This is a genomic window from Rhabdothermincola salaria (assembly GCF_021246445.1).
GTDB lineage: Bacteria > Actinomycetota > Acidimicrobiia > Acidimicrobiales > Acidimicrobilacustridaceae > Rhabdothermincola_A > Rhabdothermincola_A salaria.
This window is the reverse complement of sequence record NZ_JAJQXW010000005.1, coordinates 1-14,541: the sequence shown is the minus strand read 5'-3', so window position 1 is coordinate 14,541 and position 14,541 is coordinate 1. Positions and strand designations below refer to the sequence as shown.

General features: G+C 68.9%; 25 protein-coding genes and 1 pseudogene. All 26 read right to left on the bottom strand.

Going from position 1 to position 14,541, the window contains the following annotated elements; translation table 11 throughout:
- Positions 1 to 157: 157 nt before the first annotated feature.
- Entirely contained in the window at positions 158 to 898 is a 741-nt protein-coding gene (gene map / locus LUW87_RS16715; RefSeq protein WP_232672343.1) for a type I methionyl aminopeptidase, read from the bottom strand.
- Positions 899 to 905: 7 nt separating this feature from the next.
- The gene (locus LUW87_RS16710) at positions 906 to 1,547 is read right to left on the bottom strand and encodes an adenylate kinase (RefSeq protein ID WP_346742592.1); all 642 of its coding nucleotides are present in this window, start codon (positions 1,545 to 1,547) and stop codon (positions 906 to 908) included.
- A gap of 5 nt (positions 1,548 to 1,552) precedes the next feature.
- Entirely contained in the window at positions 1,553 to 2,866 is a 1,314-nt protein-coding gene (gene secY, locus LUW87_RS16705) for a preprotein translocase subunit SecY (protein ID WP_232672341.1), read from the bottom strand.
- 31 nt (positions 2,867 to 2,897) lie between these two features.
- On the bottom strand, positions 2,898 to 3,386 hold the full coding sequence (gene rplO / locus LUW87_RS16700) for a 50S ribosomal protein L15 (protein WP_232672340.1): 489 nt from the start codon (positions 3,384 to 3,386) through the stop codon (positions 2,898 to 2,900).
- Positions 3,383 to 3,577, bottom strand: a complete 195-nt coding sequence (gene rpmD, locus LUW87_RS16695) for a 50S ribosomal protein L30 (protein WP_249420581.1) — start codon at positions 3,575 to 3,577, stop codon at positions 3,383 to 3,385. The genes rplO and rpmD overlap by 4 nt, the downstream gene beginning before the upstream one ends.
- Complete coding sequence (gene rpsE, locus LUW87_RS16690; protein ID WP_232672338.1) at positions 3,577 to 4,143, bottom strand: 30S ribosomal protein S5; 567 nt, start codon at positions 4,141 to 4,143, stop codon at positions 3,577 to 3,579. Before rpsE ends, rpmD begins: the two co-directional genes overlap by 1 nt.
- The gene (rplR, locus tag LUW87_RS16685; protein WP_232672337.1) at positions 4,143 to 4,508 is read right to left on the bottom strand and encodes a 50S ribosomal protein L18; all 366 of its coding nucleotides are present in this window, start codon (positions 4,506 to 4,508) and stop codon (positions 4,143 to 4,145) included. Before rplR ends, rpsE begins: the two co-directional genes overlap by 1 nt.
- Positions 4,509 to 4,513: 5 nt before the next feature.
- Positions 4,514 to 5,053 (bottom strand): 50S ribosomal protein L6, encoded by a 540-nt coding sequence (rplF, locus tag LUW87_RS16680; protein ID WP_232672336.1) that lies wholly within the window; start codon positions 5,051 to 5,053, stop codon positions 4,514 to 4,516.
- Positions 5,054 to 5,063: 10 nt separating this feature from the next.
- Complete coding sequence (gene rpsH / locus LUW87_RS16675; protein WP_232672335.1) at positions 5,064 to 5,468, bottom strand: 30S ribosomal protein S8; 405 nt, start codon at positions 5,466 to 5,468, stop codon at positions 5,064 to 5,066.
- A 13-nt stretch (positions 5,469 to 5,481) separates the two neighbouring features.
- Positions 5,482 to 5,667, bottom strand: a complete 186-nt coding sequence (locus LUW87_RS16670) for a type Z 30S ribosomal protein S14 (RefSeq protein WP_232672334.1) — start codon at positions 5,665 to 5,667, stop codon at positions 5,482 to 5,484.
- Positions 5,667 to 6,218, bottom strand: a complete 552-nt coding sequence (gene rplE / locus LUW87_RS16665; RefSeq protein ID WP_232672558.1) for a 50S ribosomal protein L5 — start codon at positions 6,216 to 6,218, stop codon at positions 5,667 to 5,669. Before rplE ends, LUW87_RS16670 begins: the two co-directional genes overlap by 1 nt.
- 17 nt (positions 6,219 to 6,235) lie before the next feature.
- Positions 6,236 to 6,547: a 50S ribosomal protein L24 gene (rplX, locus tag LUW87_RS16660; RefSeq protein ID WP_232672333.1), complete on the bottom strand. Its 312-nt coding sequence runs from the start codon at positions 6,545 to 6,547 to the stop codon at positions 6,236 to 6,238.
- Positions 6,547 to 6,915 (bottom strand): 50S ribosomal protein L14, encoded by a 369-nt coding sequence (rplN, locus tag LUW87_RS16655; RefSeq protein WP_232672332.1) that lies wholly within the window; start codon positions 6,913 to 6,915, stop codon positions 6,547 to 6,549. Before rplN ends, rplX begins: the two co-directional genes overlap by 1 nt.
- Positions 6,912 to 7,196: a 30S ribosomal protein S17 gene (gene rpsQ, locus LUW87_RS16650; protein WP_232672331.1), complete on the bottom strand. Its 285-nt coding sequence runs from the start codon at positions 7,194 to 7,196 to the stop codon at positions 6,912 to 6,914. The genes rplN and rpsQ overlap by 4 nt, the downstream gene beginning before the upstream one ends.
- Entirely contained in the window at positions 7,196 to 7,429 is a 234-nt protein-coding gene (rpmC, locus tag LUW87_RS16645; protein WP_232672330.1) for a 50S ribosomal protein L29, read from the bottom strand. Before rpmC ends, rpsQ begins: the two co-directional genes overlap by 1 nt.
- Entirely contained in the window at positions 7,429 to 7,845 is a 417-nt protein-coding gene (gene rplP / locus LUW87_RS16640; protein WP_232672329.1) for a 50S ribosomal protein L16, read from the bottom strand. Before rplP ends, rpmC begins: the two co-directional genes overlap by 1 nt.
- 3 nt (positions 7,846 to 7,848) lie before the next feature.
- Positions 7,849 to 8,775 carry a 30S ribosomal protein S3 gene (gene rpsC / locus LUW87_RS16635; RefSeq protein ID WP_232672328.1) on the bottom strand — a complete coding sequence of 309 codons (927 nt, stop codon included), beginning with the start codon at positions 8,773 to 8,775 and terminating at the stop codon, positions 7,849 to 7,851.
- 311 nt (positions 8,776 to 9,086) lie between these two features.
- Positions 9,087 to 9,518, bottom strand: a pseudogene (rplV, locus tag LUW87_RS16630) (50S ribosomal protein L22); the annotation flags it as partial.
- Positions 9,518 to 9,796: a 30S ribosomal protein S19 gene (rpsS, locus tag LUW87_RS16625; protein ID WP_232672327.1), complete on the bottom strand. Its 279-nt coding sequence runs from the start codon at positions 9,794 to 9,796 to the stop codon at positions 9,518 to 9,520. The pseudogene rplV and the gene rpsS, both read right to left, overlap by 1 nt.
- A gap of 15 nt (positions 9,797 to 9,811) precedes the next feature.
- Positions 9,812 to 10,648 carry a 50S ribosomal protein L2 gene (gene rplB, locus LUW87_RS16620; protein ID WP_232672326.1) on the bottom strand — a complete coding sequence of 279 codons (837 nt, stop codon included), beginning with the start codon at positions 10,646 to 10,648 and terminating at the stop codon, positions 9,812 to 9,814.
- Between the two features lie 6 nt (positions 10,649 to 10,654).
- Positions 10,655 to 10,945 carry a 50S ribosomal protein L23 gene (gene rplW / locus LUW87_RS16615; protein ID WP_232672325.1) on the bottom strand — a complete coding sequence of 97 codons (291 nt, stop codon included), beginning with the start codon at positions 10,943 to 10,945 and terminating at the stop codon, positions 10,655 to 10,657.
- A complete protein-coding gene (gene rplD, locus LUW87_RS16610) occupies positions 10,942 to 11,580 on the bottom strand; it encodes a 50S ribosomal protein L4 (protein WP_232672324.1) in 639 nt (212 codons plus the stop codon). Before rplD ends, rplW begins: the two co-directional genes overlap by 4 nt.
- Positions 11,580 to 12,233 carry a 50S ribosomal protein L3 gene (gene rplC / locus LUW87_RS16605; RefSeq protein WP_232672323.1) on the bottom strand — a complete coding sequence of 218 codons (654 nt, stop codon included), beginning with the start codon at positions 12,231 to 12,233 and terminating at the stop codon, positions 11,580 to 11,582. Before rplC ends, rplD begins: the two co-directional genes overlap by 1 nt.
- 946 nt (positions 12,234 to 13,179) lie before the next feature.
- Positions 13,180 to 13,962 (bottom strand): SDR family NAD(P)-dependent oxidoreductase, encoded by a 783-nt coding sequence (locus LUW87_RS16600; protein WP_232672322.1) that lies wholly within the window; start codon positions 13,960 to 13,962, stop codon positions 13,180 to 13,182.
- A gap of 148 nt (positions 13,963 to 14,110) precedes the next feature.
- Positions 14,111 to 14,431 carry a 30S ribosomal protein S10 gene (gene rpsJ, locus LUW87_RS16595; RefSeq protein ID WP_232672321.1) on the bottom strand — a complete coding sequence of 107 codons (321 nt, stop codon included), beginning with the start codon at positions 14,429 to 14,431 and terminating at the stop codon, positions 14,111 to 14,113.
- A gap of 11 nt (positions 14,432 to 14,442) precedes the next feature.
- Positions 14,443 to 14,541 (bottom strand): EF-Tu C-terminal domain-related protein (locus LUW87_RS16590; RefSeq protein ID WP_232672557.1); only part of this gene is annotated, 99 nt, incomplete at its 5' end.

Here is a 14,541-nt window from a genome sequence, read left to right as displayed (position 1 = left end):
GCTAGCGGTGCTCGCCGTCGGATTCCAATTCGGCGAGATCGGGTGCCGGCGAGCTCACGAGCCTCGCCCAGCACCGTAGTCGCCCCCACCGCCCGCGGCGAGCACCTCGGCGAGGCGCATCCGGCATCGTGGTCGGTCCACGGCGGGGCGGCGCCCGCTACGCGGCGGTGAGGATCTCGGGTTCGCCCTCGGTCACCAGCACCGTGTGCTCCCAGTGGGCGGAGAGGGAGCGGTCGGCGGTGACCACCGTCCAGCCGTCGTCGGTGAGGAAGGTCTCGGGGGCCCCGACGTTGACCATCGGCTCGAGGGCGAGGGTCATGCCCGGCTTCAAGCGACCGCCCTTGCCCGGGACGCCCACGTTGGGCACCTCGGGCTTCTCGTGCATCGCCGTGCCGATCCCATGGCCCACGTACTCGCGGACCACCGAGAAACCGGCGGCCTCGACCGTGCGCTGGACGGCCGCGCCCACGTCGCCCAGCCGCTTGCCGTCGCGCATGGCGGCGATGCCGGCGAACAACGATGCTCGGGTGACCTCGATGAGGCGCTCGGCCTCGGGCGAGACCTCGCCCACCGCCATGGTGAAGGCGGCGTCGCCGTGCCAGCCGTCCACGACGGCTCCGCAGTCGATGGAGAGGATGTCGCCGTCGACGAGGGCCCGATCCGAGGGGATGCCGTGGACGATGGTGTCGTTGGGCGAGGCGCAGATCACAGCCGGGTAGCCGTGGTAGCCGAGGAAGTTCGAGGTGGCCCCCCGGCGCTCGAGGACGGTCCGACCGATGGCATCGAGCTGCAGGGTCGTGACCCCGGGCCGGACCGCCCGGCGGATCTCGTCGTGCATCTCGGCCACCACCCGTCCCGCCGCCCGCATGAGGCGGATCTGTTCGGGGGTGCGCTTCACCGTGGGGTCAGGACGCGACAGCGGCGTCGATGGCCGCCACCAGGCGATCCTGCACCTCGGTGGGGGTGCCGAGGCCGTCGACGGTCGCCAGGAGCCCCTTGTCCTCGAAGCACCGGATGGTCGGCTCGGTCTCGCTGCTGTAGGCCGCGAGGCGCTTGGCGACGGCCTCGGGGGTGTCGTCGGCGCGCTGGACGACCTCGCCACCGCAGGTGTCGCAGGTCCAGCCCTCGGCGGGCGGCATGCCCACCGAGTAGATCCGACCGCATGACGAGCACACCCGTCGCGACGAGATGCGCTCGAGGACGACGTCCTCGGGGACCACGAGATCGACCGCCACGTCGACGTCGGTGATGCCGAGGAGGGCCTCGGCCTGGGGCACCGTGCGGGGGAAGCCGTCGAGGAGGAAGCCGTGCTCGACGATGTCGGGTTGCGCCAGGCGCTCCTCGACGACGCCCAGCATGACCTCGTCGGGGACCAGCTGACCGGAGTCCATGTACGACTTGGCCTCGAGCCCCACCGGGGTGGCGTTGGCGACGGCAGCGCGCAGCACGTCGCCGGTGGAGATGTGCACGGCCCCGTAGTGCTCGGCGAGGAGGGCCGACTGTGTGCCCTTCCCCGCGCCCTGGCGACCGAAGATCAGGAGTCGGATGGCCACTACTTCAGGAACCCTTCGTAGTTCCGCATCATCAGCTGGCTGTCGACCTGCTTCATGGTCTCGAGGGCCACACCGACGGCGATGAGGATGGTGATGCCGGAGAAGCTGACGTTCTGGCCCGACGAGCCCGGCAGGTAGGTCGTGAGGACGAACGACGGGATGAGGGCCACCGACGCGATGAAGAGGGCGCCGGGAAGGGTGATCCGGGAGAGGATCTTGGCCAGGTACCGCTCGGTCTGGGGCCCGGGACGGATGCCGGGGATGAACCCGCCCTGCTTGCGCAGCGTGTCGGCCTGCTTCACGGGATCGAAGGTGATGGCCGTGTAGAAGTAGGCGAAGCCGATGATCAACAGGCCGAAGACCAACAGGTGCAGCGGGGCGTTGGGCCGCACGATGTTGTCGTCGACGAAGGTCTGCACGCTGGCGCCCCAGCCGTCTGAGGGGAGCACGAAGGTAAGCAGCTGGGGCAGGTAGAGCACCGAACTGGCGAAGATGATCGGGATGACACCGGACTGGTTCACCTTCAGCGGGATGTAGGTGCTCTGGCCGCCGTACATGCGGCGGCCCACCACCCGCTTGGCGAACTGCACCGGGATCCGGCGCTGGCCCTGCTCGACGAACACGATGGCCACCAGGATCATCGTGAAGCCGGCGACGAACAGGGTCACCGCCGTCCAGCCGCCCGCCGCCTTGATCTGGGCCAGCTGGCCGGGGAGGGTGCTGACGACCGAGGCGAAGATCAACAGCGACATGCCGTTGCCGATCCCCCGCTGGGTCATGAGCTCGCCGAGCCACATCAGCAGGGCGGTGCCGGTGGTGAGCGTGAGCACGATCAACAGCACGTGGGGCACGTCGAAGTTCGGGATCAGGTTCACCGACGAACCGGTGAGGCCGCCGCCGCCGCTGTTGAACAGGTAGGCGAGGCCGGTGGACTGCAGGATGGCGATGCCGATGGTGACGTAGCGCGTCCACTGCGTGATCTTGCGCTGCCCCACCGCCCCCTGGTTCTGCCACTCCTCGAGCTTGGGGATCACCACGCCGAGGATCTGCATGATGATCGACGAGGTGATGTAGGGCATGATCCCGAGGGCGAACACGGCGAACTGCGTGAGCGCGCCGCCCGAGAACAGGCTCAGGAACGACAAGATGCCGCCCCGCTCGGCCTCTTGCTGCAACGAGGCCAGCGCGCCCGTGTCGATGCCGGGTACGGGGATGTGGGCACCCAGGCGGTAGAGCCCGATCATCGCGAGGGTGAACAGGATCTTGTTGCGAAGATCGTGGACCTTGAAGATGTTCTTCAGGTTGGTGAGCACCGTTGTGGCTCCTGCCGGGCCGTCGCGCGGCTCAGCGGTTGGTCAGGTGGTTGCCCTGGGCGGGCGGCCGACGGTCGCCCCAGGGCAGCGGAAGGATCTCGACAGTACCCCCCGCAGCGCGGATGGCCGCCTCGGCCGACTTGGAGAAGGCGTGGGCCTTCACCGTGACCGCACGGGTGATCTCCCCGCGACCGAGCACCTTCACCAGCGAGCCCTTGCCGACGAGGCTCTTGGCCAGCAGCGCCTCGGGATCGACCACGTCGAGGCCCGACTCGTCGATGACGTCGAGGTTGAGAGCCTGGTACTCGACCCGGAACGGGTTGTTGAAGCCTCGCAGCTTGGGCACCCGCATGTGCAGCGGCATCTGCCCGCCCTCGAATCCGGCGGGCACGCTGCCGCGAGCCCGCTGGCCCTTGGTGCCTCGGCCTGCGGTCTTGCCGCCCTTGCCACCGATGCCGCGTCCGACGCGCTTGCGCGCCCGGTTGGACCCTTCAGCGGGCTTGAGGTCATGGATCTTCACGACGCATCGTCCTTGATCTCTTCGACGGTCACGAGGTGGGGCACCCGGGCGATCATGCCGCGGATCTCGGGGCGGTCGGGCAGGGTGTTGGTCTTGCCGATCCCGCGCAGCCCGAGAGCCCGCAGGGTGCCTCGGTGCTTCGGCTTGGTGCCGATGGAGGACTTCACCTGGGTCACCTTGAGGGCGGACATCACGCGACCTCGTTCGGCACGTGCGGGCCCCGCTCGGATTCCTTGTAGGCCTCGAGCAGGCCCTTGGGCACGAACTCCTCGGGCGACAGCCCCCGGAGCTTGGCGATCTCGTCGGGGCGCTTGAGCTCCTGGAGACCGGCGATGGTGGCCCGGGCCACGTTGATGTGGTTCGACGAGCCCAGGGACTTGCAGAGCACGTCGTGGATGCCGGCTTCTTCGAGGATGGCGCGAGCCGCGCCACCGGCGATGACGCCGGTACCGGGCGCCGCCGGCTTGAGCAGCACGCGTCCGGCACCCATGCGGCCGAGGATGGGGTGGGTGATGGTGGAACCGGCCAGCGGGACGGCGAAGAGGTTCTTGCGCGCCTCCTCGGTGCCCTTCTGGATGGCGAGGGGCACCTCCTTGGCCTTGCCGTAGCCGAGGCCGACGTGGCCGGCACCGTCGCCGATCACCACGAGGGCGGTGAAGGAGAAGCGACGGCCACCCTTCACGACCTTGGCCACTCGGTTGATGTTGATGACGCGTGACTCCCGCAGGGGGAGGGCGTCGAAGTCGTTGGGGGCCATCAGAACTCCAGTCCCGCGTCTCGGGCGGCGTCGGCCACTGCGGCCACGCGGCCGTGGTAGAGGAAGCCGCCTCGGTCGAAGACGACCTTGTCGACACCGGCGGTCTTGGCCCGCTCGGCGACGAGTCGGCCCACCTCGGTGGCGGCGGCGATGTTGCCGGTGCCCTCGGCACCGACGGTGGCCTCGATGGTGGAGGCGGAGGCGAGGGTGCGCCCGCTGGTGTCGTCGATCACCTGGGCGGTGATGTGACGGTTGGACCGGAACACCGCGAGGCGCGGCCGTTCGGTCGTGCCCCGGACGTGCTTGCGCACGCGGCGATGGCGGCGGAGCCGGGCGTCACGCTTCTGCTTGGCACTGTCACTCATGGTTCCTACTTCCCGGCCTTGCCCGCCTTGCGGACCACGTGCTCGTCGCGGTACCGGACGCCCTTGCCCTTGTAGGGCTCGGGCTTGCGGATGGCTCGAATGTTGGCGGCGACCTGGCCCACGGCTTCCTTGTCGACGCCGACGACGCCGATGGTGGTGGGGCTGGCCACCTCGAAGGTGATGCCCTCGGGGGCCTTGACGCTGACCGGGTGGCTGAAGCCGAGCGCCAGCTCGAGCGCGTCGTTGCCCTTGGCGGTGGCGCGGTAGCCGACACCCACGATGTCGAGGTCCTTGCGGAAGCCCTCGCTCACACCGACGACCATGTTGTTGACCAGCGAGCGGACCAGCCCGTGCAGGGCCCGGCTCTCGCGCTCGTCGTTGGGGCGCTCGACGAGGAGCTGGCCCTCGTCCTGGCGCACCGTGATCAGCTCGGGGATGTCGCGTTCGAGGGTGCCCTTGGGGCCCTTGACGGTGATGTGGCGACCGGCGACGGTGACGTCGACACCGGCGGGCACGGGGATCGGAGCGCGTCCGATTCGGGACATGGTGGCTCCTCTACCAGACGTAGCAGAGGATCTCGCCGCCCATGCGGCGCTTGCGCGCCTCACGGTCGGTCATGAGCCCCTGGCTGGTGGACAGGACTGCCACACCGAGGCCGCCGAGAACCCGAGGGATCTTGTCGGCCTTGATGTAGACGCGCAGGCCCGGCTTGGACACGCGCTTCACCCCGGAGATCACGCGCTTGCGCTCGGGGGAGTACTTCATGGTGACGGTGAGGACCCGTCCCGGACGACCGGGGTCGTCGGCGACGGTGAAGTCCTCGATGTAGCCCTCCTTCAACAGGAGGGTGGCGAGAGCTTCCTTCACCTTGGAAGAGGGCATGCGAACGTCATCGTGCATCGCCGTGTTGGCGTTGCGGATGCGGGTCAGCATGTCGGCGATGGGGTCGGTCATGGTCATCGAACGGCCTCCTTCACCAGCTGGCCTTCTTGAGGCCGGGGATCTCCCCGGCGTGGCCGAGCTCGCGTAGGCACACGCGGCACAGCAGGAACTTGCGGTAGACGGCGTGCGGACGACCGCAGCGCTGGCAGCGGGTGTAGCCACGCACCTTGAACTTGGGTGTGCGCTGCTGCTTGTTGATGAGCGCCTTCTTGGCCATTACTGCTGCCCCTCACGCTTGAACGGGAAGCCGAAGGCATCGAGCAGGGCCTTGCCCTCGGCGTTGGAACGGGCGGTGGTGACGATCGTGATGTCGAAGCCGCGAGGGACGTCGATCTTGTCGTACTCGATCTCCGGGAACATGAGCTGCTCGGAGACACCGAACGTGTAGTTGCCCCGGCCGTCGAACGACGTGGCCGGAAGGCCTCGGAAGTCGCGGATGCGGGGGATGGCCAGGCTGATCAGCCGGTCGAGGAACTCCCACATGCGATCGCCCCGGAGGGTGACCTTCACGCCGATGGCGTTGCCCTCGCGGAGCTTGAAGCCGGCGATGGAGTTCTTGGCCTTGGTGACCACGACCTTCTGGCCGGTGATGGCCTCGAGGTCTCGCACGGCCCCTTCGATCAGGGACTGCTGTTGCAGGGCCTGACCCACGCCCGAGTTGAGGACGATCTTCTCGAAGCGCGGGACCTGCATGATGTTCTCGAGGCCGAGCTGCTCCTTGAGCGACGCCCGGACCTCGTCGTTGTAGCGCTGCTTGAGGCGCGGCACGGTGGCGGTTGCGGCGGTCACGACAGATCACCCTCACACTTGCGGCAGATGCGCACCTTCGACCCGTCGCCCTCGATGCGGTAGCCGATGCGGGTCGGCTTGCCGCACGAGTTGCAGATGATGGCCACGTTGGCCACCGGGATCGGCATCTCCTTGTCGATGATGCCGCCCTGGGTCGTGGCGCTGGTGGGCTTCTGGTGCTTCTTGGCGATGTTCACGCCGTCGACGATCACCTTGCCCCGGTCGGGGATGGATCGGCTGACGACGCCGGTCTTGCCCCGGTCCTTGCCGGTCAGGACCTGGACACGGTCACCCTTGCGGATCTTCATCACAGCACCTCCGGTGCCAGCGACACGATGCGCATGAACTTCTTGTCGCGCAGCTCGCGCCCCACGGGCCCGAAGATGCGGGTGCCCCGTGGCTGCATGTTGTCGTTGATGAGCACGGCGGCGTTCTCGTCGAAGCGGATGTAGGAGCCGTCCGGACGACGCTTCTCCTTCTTCACCCGCACCACGACGCACTTGACGACGTCGCCCTTCTTGACGGCGGCACCGGGCATGGCGTCCTTGACGGTGGCCACGAAGACGTCACCGATGGAGGCGTAGCGACGACGGGAGCCGCCGAGCACCTTGATGCACAGCACCTCCTTGGCGCCGCTGTTGTCGGCGACGCGAAGTCGGCTCTCCTGTTGGATCATCGGGCACGCTCCACCACGTCGAGGAGGCGCCAGCGCTTGAGCTTCGACAGCGGCCGGGTCTCCTGGATGCGCACCCGGTCGCCCACGTTGAGGTCGTTGGCCTCGTCGTGCACGTACAGCCGGGCGGTGCGCTGGACGGTCTTGTTGTACCGGGGGTGACGCACCCGGTCGGTGACGGCGACGACCGCCGTCTTGTCCATGGCCGCCGAAACGACGAGTCCCTCGCGGGTCTTGCGGGGGTTCGGGCGGGTCTCAGCGGTGGCCGCGGTCTCGTCAGCCATCAGTCGGTCTCCTCTTGGGCCGCCAGCGCCTCGGCGGCGGCGATCTCACGTTCCCGGAGCTCAGTGTTGAGCCGGGCGATCTGCTTGCGCACGATGCCGAGCCGTGACGAGTTCTCCAGCTGGCCGGTGACGTTCTGGAAGCGCAGGTTGAACAGCTCTTCCTTGGCCTCGGCGAGCTTGGTGAAGAGCTCGGTGTCACTGACGTCGCGAAGTGATTCCTTGGTCTTGGCCATCAGAACCCCTCCTCCCGGACGACGAAGCGGGCCTTGATCGGCAGCTTCTGGATGGCCCGCTCGATGGCCGCACGGGCGATCTCGGGGTCGTTGTAGGACAGCTCGAACAGGATGCGGCCGGGCTTGACGACGGCGACCCACTTCTCGGGGTTGCCCTTGCCCGACCCCATGCGGGTCTCGGCCGGCTTCTGGGTGACCGGCTTGTCCGGGAACACGTTGATCCAGACCTTGCCGCCACGCTTGATGTGGCGGGTCATGGCGATACGGGCGGCCTCGATCTGGCGGGCGGTGATCCACCCGGGCTCGAGGGCCTGGATGCCGTAGTCGCCGAAGGTGACATCGGTGCCACCCTTGGCCTTCCCCTTGAGACGACCGCGCTGCTGCTTGCGGTGCTTGACCTTCCTGGGCATCAACATGATCTACTCACCATCCCCGGGGCGGAAGTGGGGGGTCTCGTGGTGCTGGCGGGTGGAGCGTTCGATCTCCTCCTCCTCGGCCAGCAGGCGCTCGAGCTCGGGATCGGCCTCCTTGACCAGCGGGGCGGCCTCTTCCTCGGCGGGAGCGGCAGGCGCCTCGGTGGGGGCGCCCGGCTCGGCGGTGCGCCGACGGGTCGCGGCGGCGGACGACACGACCTTGCGGGGCTTGGCATCGCCGGCGGCCTCGCCGACGGCCATGGCAGCCTCGCGGGTGGCCTTGTCCTCGACCTGGCTCTTGTAGGGGAGGATGTCGCCCTTGTAGAGCCAGACCTTGACGCCGATGCGGCCGTAGGTGGTCTTGGCCTCACGGAAGCCGTAGTCGATGTCGGCGCGCAGCGTGTGCAACGGCACCCGGCCTTCGCGGTACCACTCGGTGCGAGCCATCTCGGAGCCGCCGAGGCGACCCGAGCACTGGACCCGGATGCCGAGGGCGCCGGCCTTCTGGGCGTTCTGGACGGCCCGCTTCATGGCCCGACGGAAGGCCACGCGACCGGCGAGCTGGTCGGCGACACCCTGAGCGATCAGGGCGGCGTCGAGCTCCGGCTGCTTGATCTCCTGGATGTTGAGCTGGACCTTGTTGTTGCCCGAGATCTTGGTGAGCCCGGCGCGGAGGCGGTCGGCCTCGGCGCCCCGACGCCCGATGACGATGCCCGGGCGAGCGGTGTGGACGTCGACGCGAAGACGATCGCGGGTGCGCTCGACCTCGATGCGGCTGATCGCGGCGTGGGGGAGCTGCGTCATGAGGAAGTCACGGATCTTCCAGTCCTCGATGACGTTGGAGGCGTACTCCTTGCGGTCGGCGAACCACCGGGACTTCCAGTCCGTGGTGACGCCGAGGCGGAACCCGTACGGGTTGACCTTCTGACCCATCAGCTGTCCTTCCCTTCGGCCTCGGCGGCCGCATCCGCCTGCTCGTCGGCAGGGGTCGGCTCGGCCGTGGCCGGCTCGGCCTGTTCGGCGACGTCGGCCTCGTTGGCCTCGTCGGTCGCCACGTCGTCGACCACGTCGGGCGTCGGCTCGGCCGTGGCCGGCTGCGCCTGCTCGGCCACATCGGCCTCGTTGGCCTCGTCGTGATCGTGATCGTGATCGTGGTCGTGATCGTGGTCGTGGTCGTGGTCGTCGGTCTTGCGCTCGGCCTTGGCCTGGCGGCTGCGCGCCACCCGCTCACGGCGAGCGTCGGCGGCGGCCCGACCGGTGCGGCCGGCCCCGGTGGACGCCTCCCGCTCGCGCAGGGCGGCGAGGGCCTCCGGCTCGAGACGGCTCACGATGATGGTGATGTGGGTGGTGCGCTTGCGGATCCGGGTGGCCCGGCCGCGGGCCCGGGGGCGCCAGCGCTTCATCGTCGGACCCTCGTCGGCGTAGCACGCAGAGACGAAGAGCTCGTCGGCGGGGATCGAGTTGTTGTGCTCGGCGTTGGCGATGGCCGACTCGAGGCACTTGAGGATGGTGCGGGCGATGTCGCGCTCGGAGAACTCGAGCACCTCGAGGGCCCGGGCCGCGGGAAGGCCGCGGATCAGGTCGAGCACCTCGCGGGCCTTGTAGGCCGAGGTGCGCACGTGGCGCACCTGGGAGCGCACGCCGGGGCGCTCGTTCGTCTTGACGCCGAAGGCCATCAGCGGCGTCCCTTCTTCTCTTGGCCGGCATGGAACTTGAACGTGCGCGTCGGGGCGAACTCGCCGAGCTTGTGCCCGACCATCGACTCGGTGATGTACACCGGCACGTGCTTGCGGCCGTCGTGGACGGCGATGGTGTGACCGACCATCTCGGGGATGACCGTGGAGCGACGCGACCAGGTCTTGATCACGCGCTTTTCGTTCTTGTCGTTCAGATCGTCGACCTTCTTGAGCAGGTGGTCGTCGACGAACGGGCCCTTCTTGAGGCTGCGAGGCATGTTCGGCGTCTCTCCCTATCGGCGCGAGCCGCGGGTGCGGCGTCGGCGGACGATGAGCTTCTGCGACGGCTTGTTCTTGTCGCGGGTTCGGCCCTCTGGCTGGCCCCAGGGGGACACCGGGTGACGACCACCCGAGGTCTTGCCCTCGCCACCGCCGTGGGGATGGTCGACCGGGTTCATGGCCACACCACGGGTCTGGGGGCGGACGCCCTTCCAGCGGTTGCGGCCGGCCTTTCCGATCTTGATGAGCTCGTGCTCGGCGTTGCCGACCTCACCCACCGTGCCCCGGCAGTCGATCGGCACGCGGCGCATCTCGGTGGACGGGAGGCGCAGGGTGGCGAAGTCGCCTTCCTTGGCCACGAGCTGGACGCTCGCACCGGCGCTGCGGGCCATCTTGCCGCCGCCGCCGGGCTTGAGCTCGACGTTGTGGATCACGGTACCGACCGGGATGTAGCGCAGCGGCAGGGCATTGCCGGGGCGGATGTCGGCGCCCTGGCCGCTCTGGAGCACGTCGCCGACCTTCACGTCGCGTGGCGCCAGGATGTAGCGCTTCTCGCCGTCGTGGTAGTGCAGCAGGGCGATGCGACAGGTGCGGTTGGGGTCGTACTCGATCGTGGCCACCGAGGCGGGCACGCCGTCCTTGGTGCGACGGAAGTCGACCACGCGGTAGCGCTGCTTGTGGCCGCCACCCTTGTGGCGGGCGGTCTTGCGGCCGTAGCTGTTGCGGCCGCCGGTCTTGGACTTGGGGGCCAGCAGGGAGCGCTCGGGCTCGGTCGAGGTGATCTCGGAGAAGTCCGAGACCGTCTGGAACCGGCGGCCGGCGCTGGTGGGCTTGCGCTTGCGGAGAGCCATCGTGTCCTACCCCTCGAACAGATCGATGCGGTCGCCGTCGGCGAGGGTGACGAAGGCGCGCTTGGTGTCGGGTCGGGACCCCCAGGTACCGGTGCGACGGTTGCGCTTGCGCTTGCCGTTGCGGTTGAGGGTGTTCACCTTCAGGACGCGCACATCGAAGATCGACTCGATGGCGTCGTGGATCTCGGGCTTGGAGGCCTCGGGATGCACGATGAAGGTGTAGACGTTGGCGTCGAGCAGGCCGTAGCTCTTCTCGCTCACCACCGGTCGGATGATGACGTCGCGTGGGTTCTTCACGAGGCTGCCTCGGCATCGGCCGTCGGCGTGGCCGTCGGCAGGGTCTGGCTGGTGAACACGACGCAGTCGTTCACGAGCACGTCGTAGGTGTTGAGCTCGCCGACCTCGAGGACGTGGACGTTCTGGAGGTTGCGGAAGCTCTTGTAGGCGACGACGTCGTCACGGGAGAGCACCACGAGCACGCGGCCCTCGGCGCCGAGAGCGGCCAGGGCGGCGATGGCGCCCTTGGTGCTCGGGGTGTCGAAGCCCCACTCGGCGACGACGTGGACGTTGCCCTCGGCGGCACGGTCGGACAGGGCCGAGCGCAGCGCCAGGCGGATCATCTTCTTGGGGGTGCGCTGGGCGTAGGAGCGGGGCTTGGGCGCATGGGCCACGCCGCCACCGATCCAGATGGGGCTGCGGGTGGAGCCCGCCCGGGCCCGGCCGGTGCCCTTCTGCTTCCAGGGCTTGGCCCCGCCGCCACGAACCTCGGCGCGGGTCTTGGTGCTCTGGGTGCCGGCCCGTCGGGCGGCGAGCTGGGCGGTCACGACCTGGTGCATGACCGGGACGTTCGGCTCGATGCCGAAGATCGCCTCATCGAGGTCGACCGTGCCGGCATCGGCGCCGGACGAGGTCTTGACGGTCACCGACGCCATCACGCACCACCCTTGGTCGCAGCCTTCACGGCATCACGGATGACCACGAGGCCGCCCTTCGGTCCGGGTACGGCGCCCCGCACCAGCAGGAGGTTCTTCTCGGCGTCGGCCGAGACCACCTTCAGGTTCAGCGTGGTGACCTTCTCGGCGCCCATGCGACCGGCCATGCGGGTGCCCTTGAACACCCGAGCCGGTGTGGCGCAGGCGCCGATGGCGCCCGGGGCCCGGTGCACGCGGTGGGCACCGTGGCTGGCCCGCTGACCGGCGAAGTTGTGCCGCTTCATGACGCCGGCGAAGCCCTTGCCCTTGCTGATGGCGGTCACGTCGATGAGCTCACCGGCGACGAGGGTGTCGACCGTGATCTCCTGGCCGACCTCGTAGTCCGAGACGTCGTCGAGCCGCAGCTCGAGCAGACGCTTCCCGGGCTGCACGCCGGCAGTCTCGAAGTGACCCCGATCGGGGCTGTTGAGCTTGCGGGCGTCGCGGTCGCCGAAGGTGACCTGCAGAGCGTTGTACCCGTCGGACTCGTTGGTCTTGATCTGAACGACGCGCATCGGCTCGACCCTGACAACGGTCACGGGGACGACACGGTTGTCGTCGTCCCAGACCTGGGTCATGCCGACCTTCTCGCCGACTACTGCCTTGTTCGCCATACCGGCAACGTTCTTTCTGTGGGATGCAGCGTTCGTCTTCCCCCACTCGGACGTGGGGCATTCACGCGAGCGCTCCGCTCGGGAAGGACCCGGCGGAGCGCCATTCGGTTGTGCTGCGGGGTACCCACCGGGGCGGGCCGTCGCAGACGTCGGTTGACAACGACGAAGAGGTGCGGCCGGTGTTCCGGGGGGAGCCCGACGCACGAAGGGAGCACGATAGCGGTCCCCGCCCCACAAATCCAAACCGGCGGTCGCTGGCGCCTCCGACTCACCCCTGGTCGGGTCATCGGGGTCCCGGCGGGTCCTGTCCCGCACCAGAACCGTGTCCATGGCGCCCTCCTCGCTGCGCTCGTCGGGACGCGGCGTGGGCGGGTCGCTGGCGCCTCCGACTCACCGCTGGTCGGGTCCTCGGGGTCCCGGCGGGTCCTGTCCCCGCACCAGAACCGTGTCCATGGCGCCCTCCTCGCTGCGCTCCTCGGGACGCGGCGTGGGCGGGTCGCTGGCGCCTCCGACTCACCGCTGGTCGGGTCATCGGGGTCCCGGCGGGTCCTGTCCCGCACCAGAACCTGACGTGCTCGGTCGCTCAGAGCGGCAGCTTCGTCGAGCTCCGGCATGGGCCGACGAACCCTTCATCGATCGCAAGGTGCGGCCGCCGAGCCGCACTCGCTCCCGTGCGCGCGTCAGAACCAGTGGTGCGGGCCACCCCCCGGAACCCACTCAGACCCGAGTCCATGGAGCGGGTCGTCAACTCACAACAGGCGGAGGAGCGCAGCGACGGAGCCTCAGTCAGCGTTCGCGTTTCGCCGAAGGCGGCGCAGGGAGGCTTGCCGACCGGAGCAAGATGTCACGACTCGTGACATCCGCAGGAGCGCAGCGACGAAGGCTCAGACCGGCCCCGCGTTTCGGCGAAGCCGGCGCAGGGAGGCTTGCCGACCGGAGCAAGATGTCAGAGCCCCATGCGCTGGGTGACGCCGTGGTCGCGGCCGGCGGTGTAGCCGCCGTCGACGGCGATGGCCTGGCCGGTGACGAACGAGGCGTCGGGGGAGGCCAGGAAGAGGGCCACGGCGGCGAGTTCGGAGGGGCGGCCGAAGCGGCGCAGCTTGTGCTCCTCGCGGACCTCCAGGAGCATCTCGTCGCTCTCGGGGTCCCCGAGGGAGCGGAACATGGGAGTGTCGATGAAGCCCGGGCAGATGGCGTTGACCCGGATGCCCTGGCGGCCGTAGTCGATGGCCATGTTCTTGGTGAGTAGCACCACGCCGCCCTTCGAGGCGTTGTAGGCGCTCCCGCCGGCGGTGCCCTCGAGGCCCTCGACGCTGGCCACGGTGATGACCGAGCCCCGCTCGTCGTCGACCGGCTCCTGGGTGAGCATCTGGGCGATGGCGTGCTTGGCGGTGAGGAAGGTCCCCTTGAGGTTGACGCCGAGCACGTGGTCCCACGCTGCGCTGTCGACCCAGTGCACCGGACCGCCGCCGGCGACCCCGGCCGAGGTGACCACCGTGTCGAGCCGTCCGGCGTGCTCCGTCGCCGCGGCGACGGCGGCCTGCACGGCTGCTTCGTCGGTGACGTCGCACTCCACGAACAGGTCGGGCTCGGCGAACCCCTCCCCCGCCGGCTTCAGGTCGGCGGCCACCACGTAGGCCCCCTCGTCGCGGAAGCGGCCCACACAGGCGGCACCGATCCCCGACGAGCCTCCCGTGACGAGCGCGACCTTGTCCTGCATGCGGCCCATGAACCACTCCCCCGATCAGTCGCTCGACGGGTGTCGTCGAGCCGAGATGGCATCGTAGGCGGGAGGTGCACGCCTTCCCCGAACGCGGAAGAGCCCGGGTCCTCGGACCCGGGCTCTCTCGCGTCGGTTGCGGGGGCGACGCCGGGCGTCAGACCTGCTGGATCTTGATCTCGATGTCGACACCGGCCGGGAGGTCGAGGCGCTGCAGCGAATCGACGGTCTTCGGGGTGGGGTCGACGATGTCGAGCAGGCGTTTGTGGATCCGCATCTCGAAGTGCTCGCGGGAGTCCTTGTCCTTGTGCGGCGAGCGGATCACGGTGAAGCGGTGCTTCTCCGTGGGCAGCGGCACCGGGCCTCGCACGGAGGCACTCGTGCGCACCACCGTCTCCACGATCTTCTTCGTCGACTGGTCGACGATCTCGTGGTCGTACGCCTTGAGCCGGATACGGATCTTCTGCTTGTCAGCCATGGTCGCTTCCGTTACTTGATGATCTTGGTGACGCGGCCGGCGCCCACGGTACGACCACCCTCACGAATGGCGAAACGCAGACCCTCTTCCATGGCGATCGGCGCGATCAA

Bases quoted from the DNA above. Each gene is read 5' to 3' on its own strand.
- rpmD (WP_249420581.1), bottom strand. From the start codon at position 3,577: ATGTCCGCCCTCAAGGTGACCCAGGTGAAGTCCTCCATCGGCACCAAG.
- rpsE (WP_232672338.1), bottom strand. From the start codon at position 4,143: ATGGCCCCCAACGACTTCGACGCCCTCCCCCTGCGGGAGTCACGCGTC.
- rplR (WP_232672337.1), bottom strand. From the start codon at position 4,508: ATGAGTGACAGTGCCAAGCAGAAGCGTGACGCCCGGCTCCGCCGCCAT.
- rplF (WP_232672336.1), bottom strand. From the start codon at position 5,053: ATGTCCCGAATCGGACGCGCTCCGATCCCCGTGCCCGCCGGTGTCGAC.
- rpsH (WP_232672335.1), bottom strand. From the start codon at position 5,468: ATGACCATGACCGACCCCATCGCCGACATGCTGACCCGCATCCGCAAC.
- LUW87_RS16670 (WP_232672334.1), bottom strand. From the start codon at position 5,667: ATGGCCAAGAAGGCGCTCATCAACAAGCAGCAGCGCACACCCAAGTTC.
- rplX (WP_232672333.1), bottom strand. From the start codon at position 6,547: ATGAAGATCCGCAAGGGTGACCGTGTCCAGGTCCTGACCGGCAAGGAC.
- rplN (WP_232672332.1), bottom strand. From the start codon at position 6,915: ATGATCCAACAGGAGAGCCGACTTCGCGTCGCCGACAACAGCGGCGCC.
- rpsQ (WP_232672331.1), bottom strand. From the start codon at position 7,196: ATGGCTGACGAGACCGCGGCCACCGCTGAGACCCGCCCGAACCCCCGC.
- rpmC (WP_232672330.1), bottom strand. From the start codon at position 7,429: ATGGCCAAGACCAAGGAATCACTTCGCGACGTCAGTGACACCGAGCTC.
- rplP (WP_232672329.1), bottom strand. From the start codon at position 7,845: ATGTTGATGCCCAGGAAGGTCAAGCACCGCAAGCAGCAGCGCGGTCGT.
- rpsC (WP_232672328.1), bottom strand. From the start codon at position 8,775: ATGGGTCAGAAGGTCAACCCGTACGGGTTCCGCCTCGGCGTCACCACG.
- rpsS (WP_232672327.1), bottom strand. From the start codon at position 9,796: ATGCCTCGCAGCCTCAAGAAGGGCCCGTTCGTCGACGACCACCTGCTC.
- rplB (WP_232672326.1), bottom strand. From the start codon at position 10,648: ATGGCTCTCCGCAAGCGCAAGCCCACCAGCGCCGGCCGCCGGTTCCAG.
- rplD (WP_232672324.1), bottom strand. From the start codon at position 11,580: ATGGCGTCGGTGACCGTCAAGACCTCGTCCGGCGCCGATGCCGGCACG.
- rplC (WP_232672323.1), bottom strand. From the start codon at position 12,233: ATGGCGAACAAGGCAGTAGTCGGCGAGAAGGTCGGCATGACCCAGGTC.
- LUW87_RS16600 (WP_232672322.1), bottom strand. From the start codon at position 13,962: ATGGGCCGCATGCAGGACAAGGTCGCGCTCGTCACGGGAGGCTCGTCG.
- rpsJ (WP_232672321.1), bottom strand. From the start codon at position 14,431: ATGGCTGACAAGCAGAAGATCCGTATCCGGCTCAAGGCGTACGACCAC.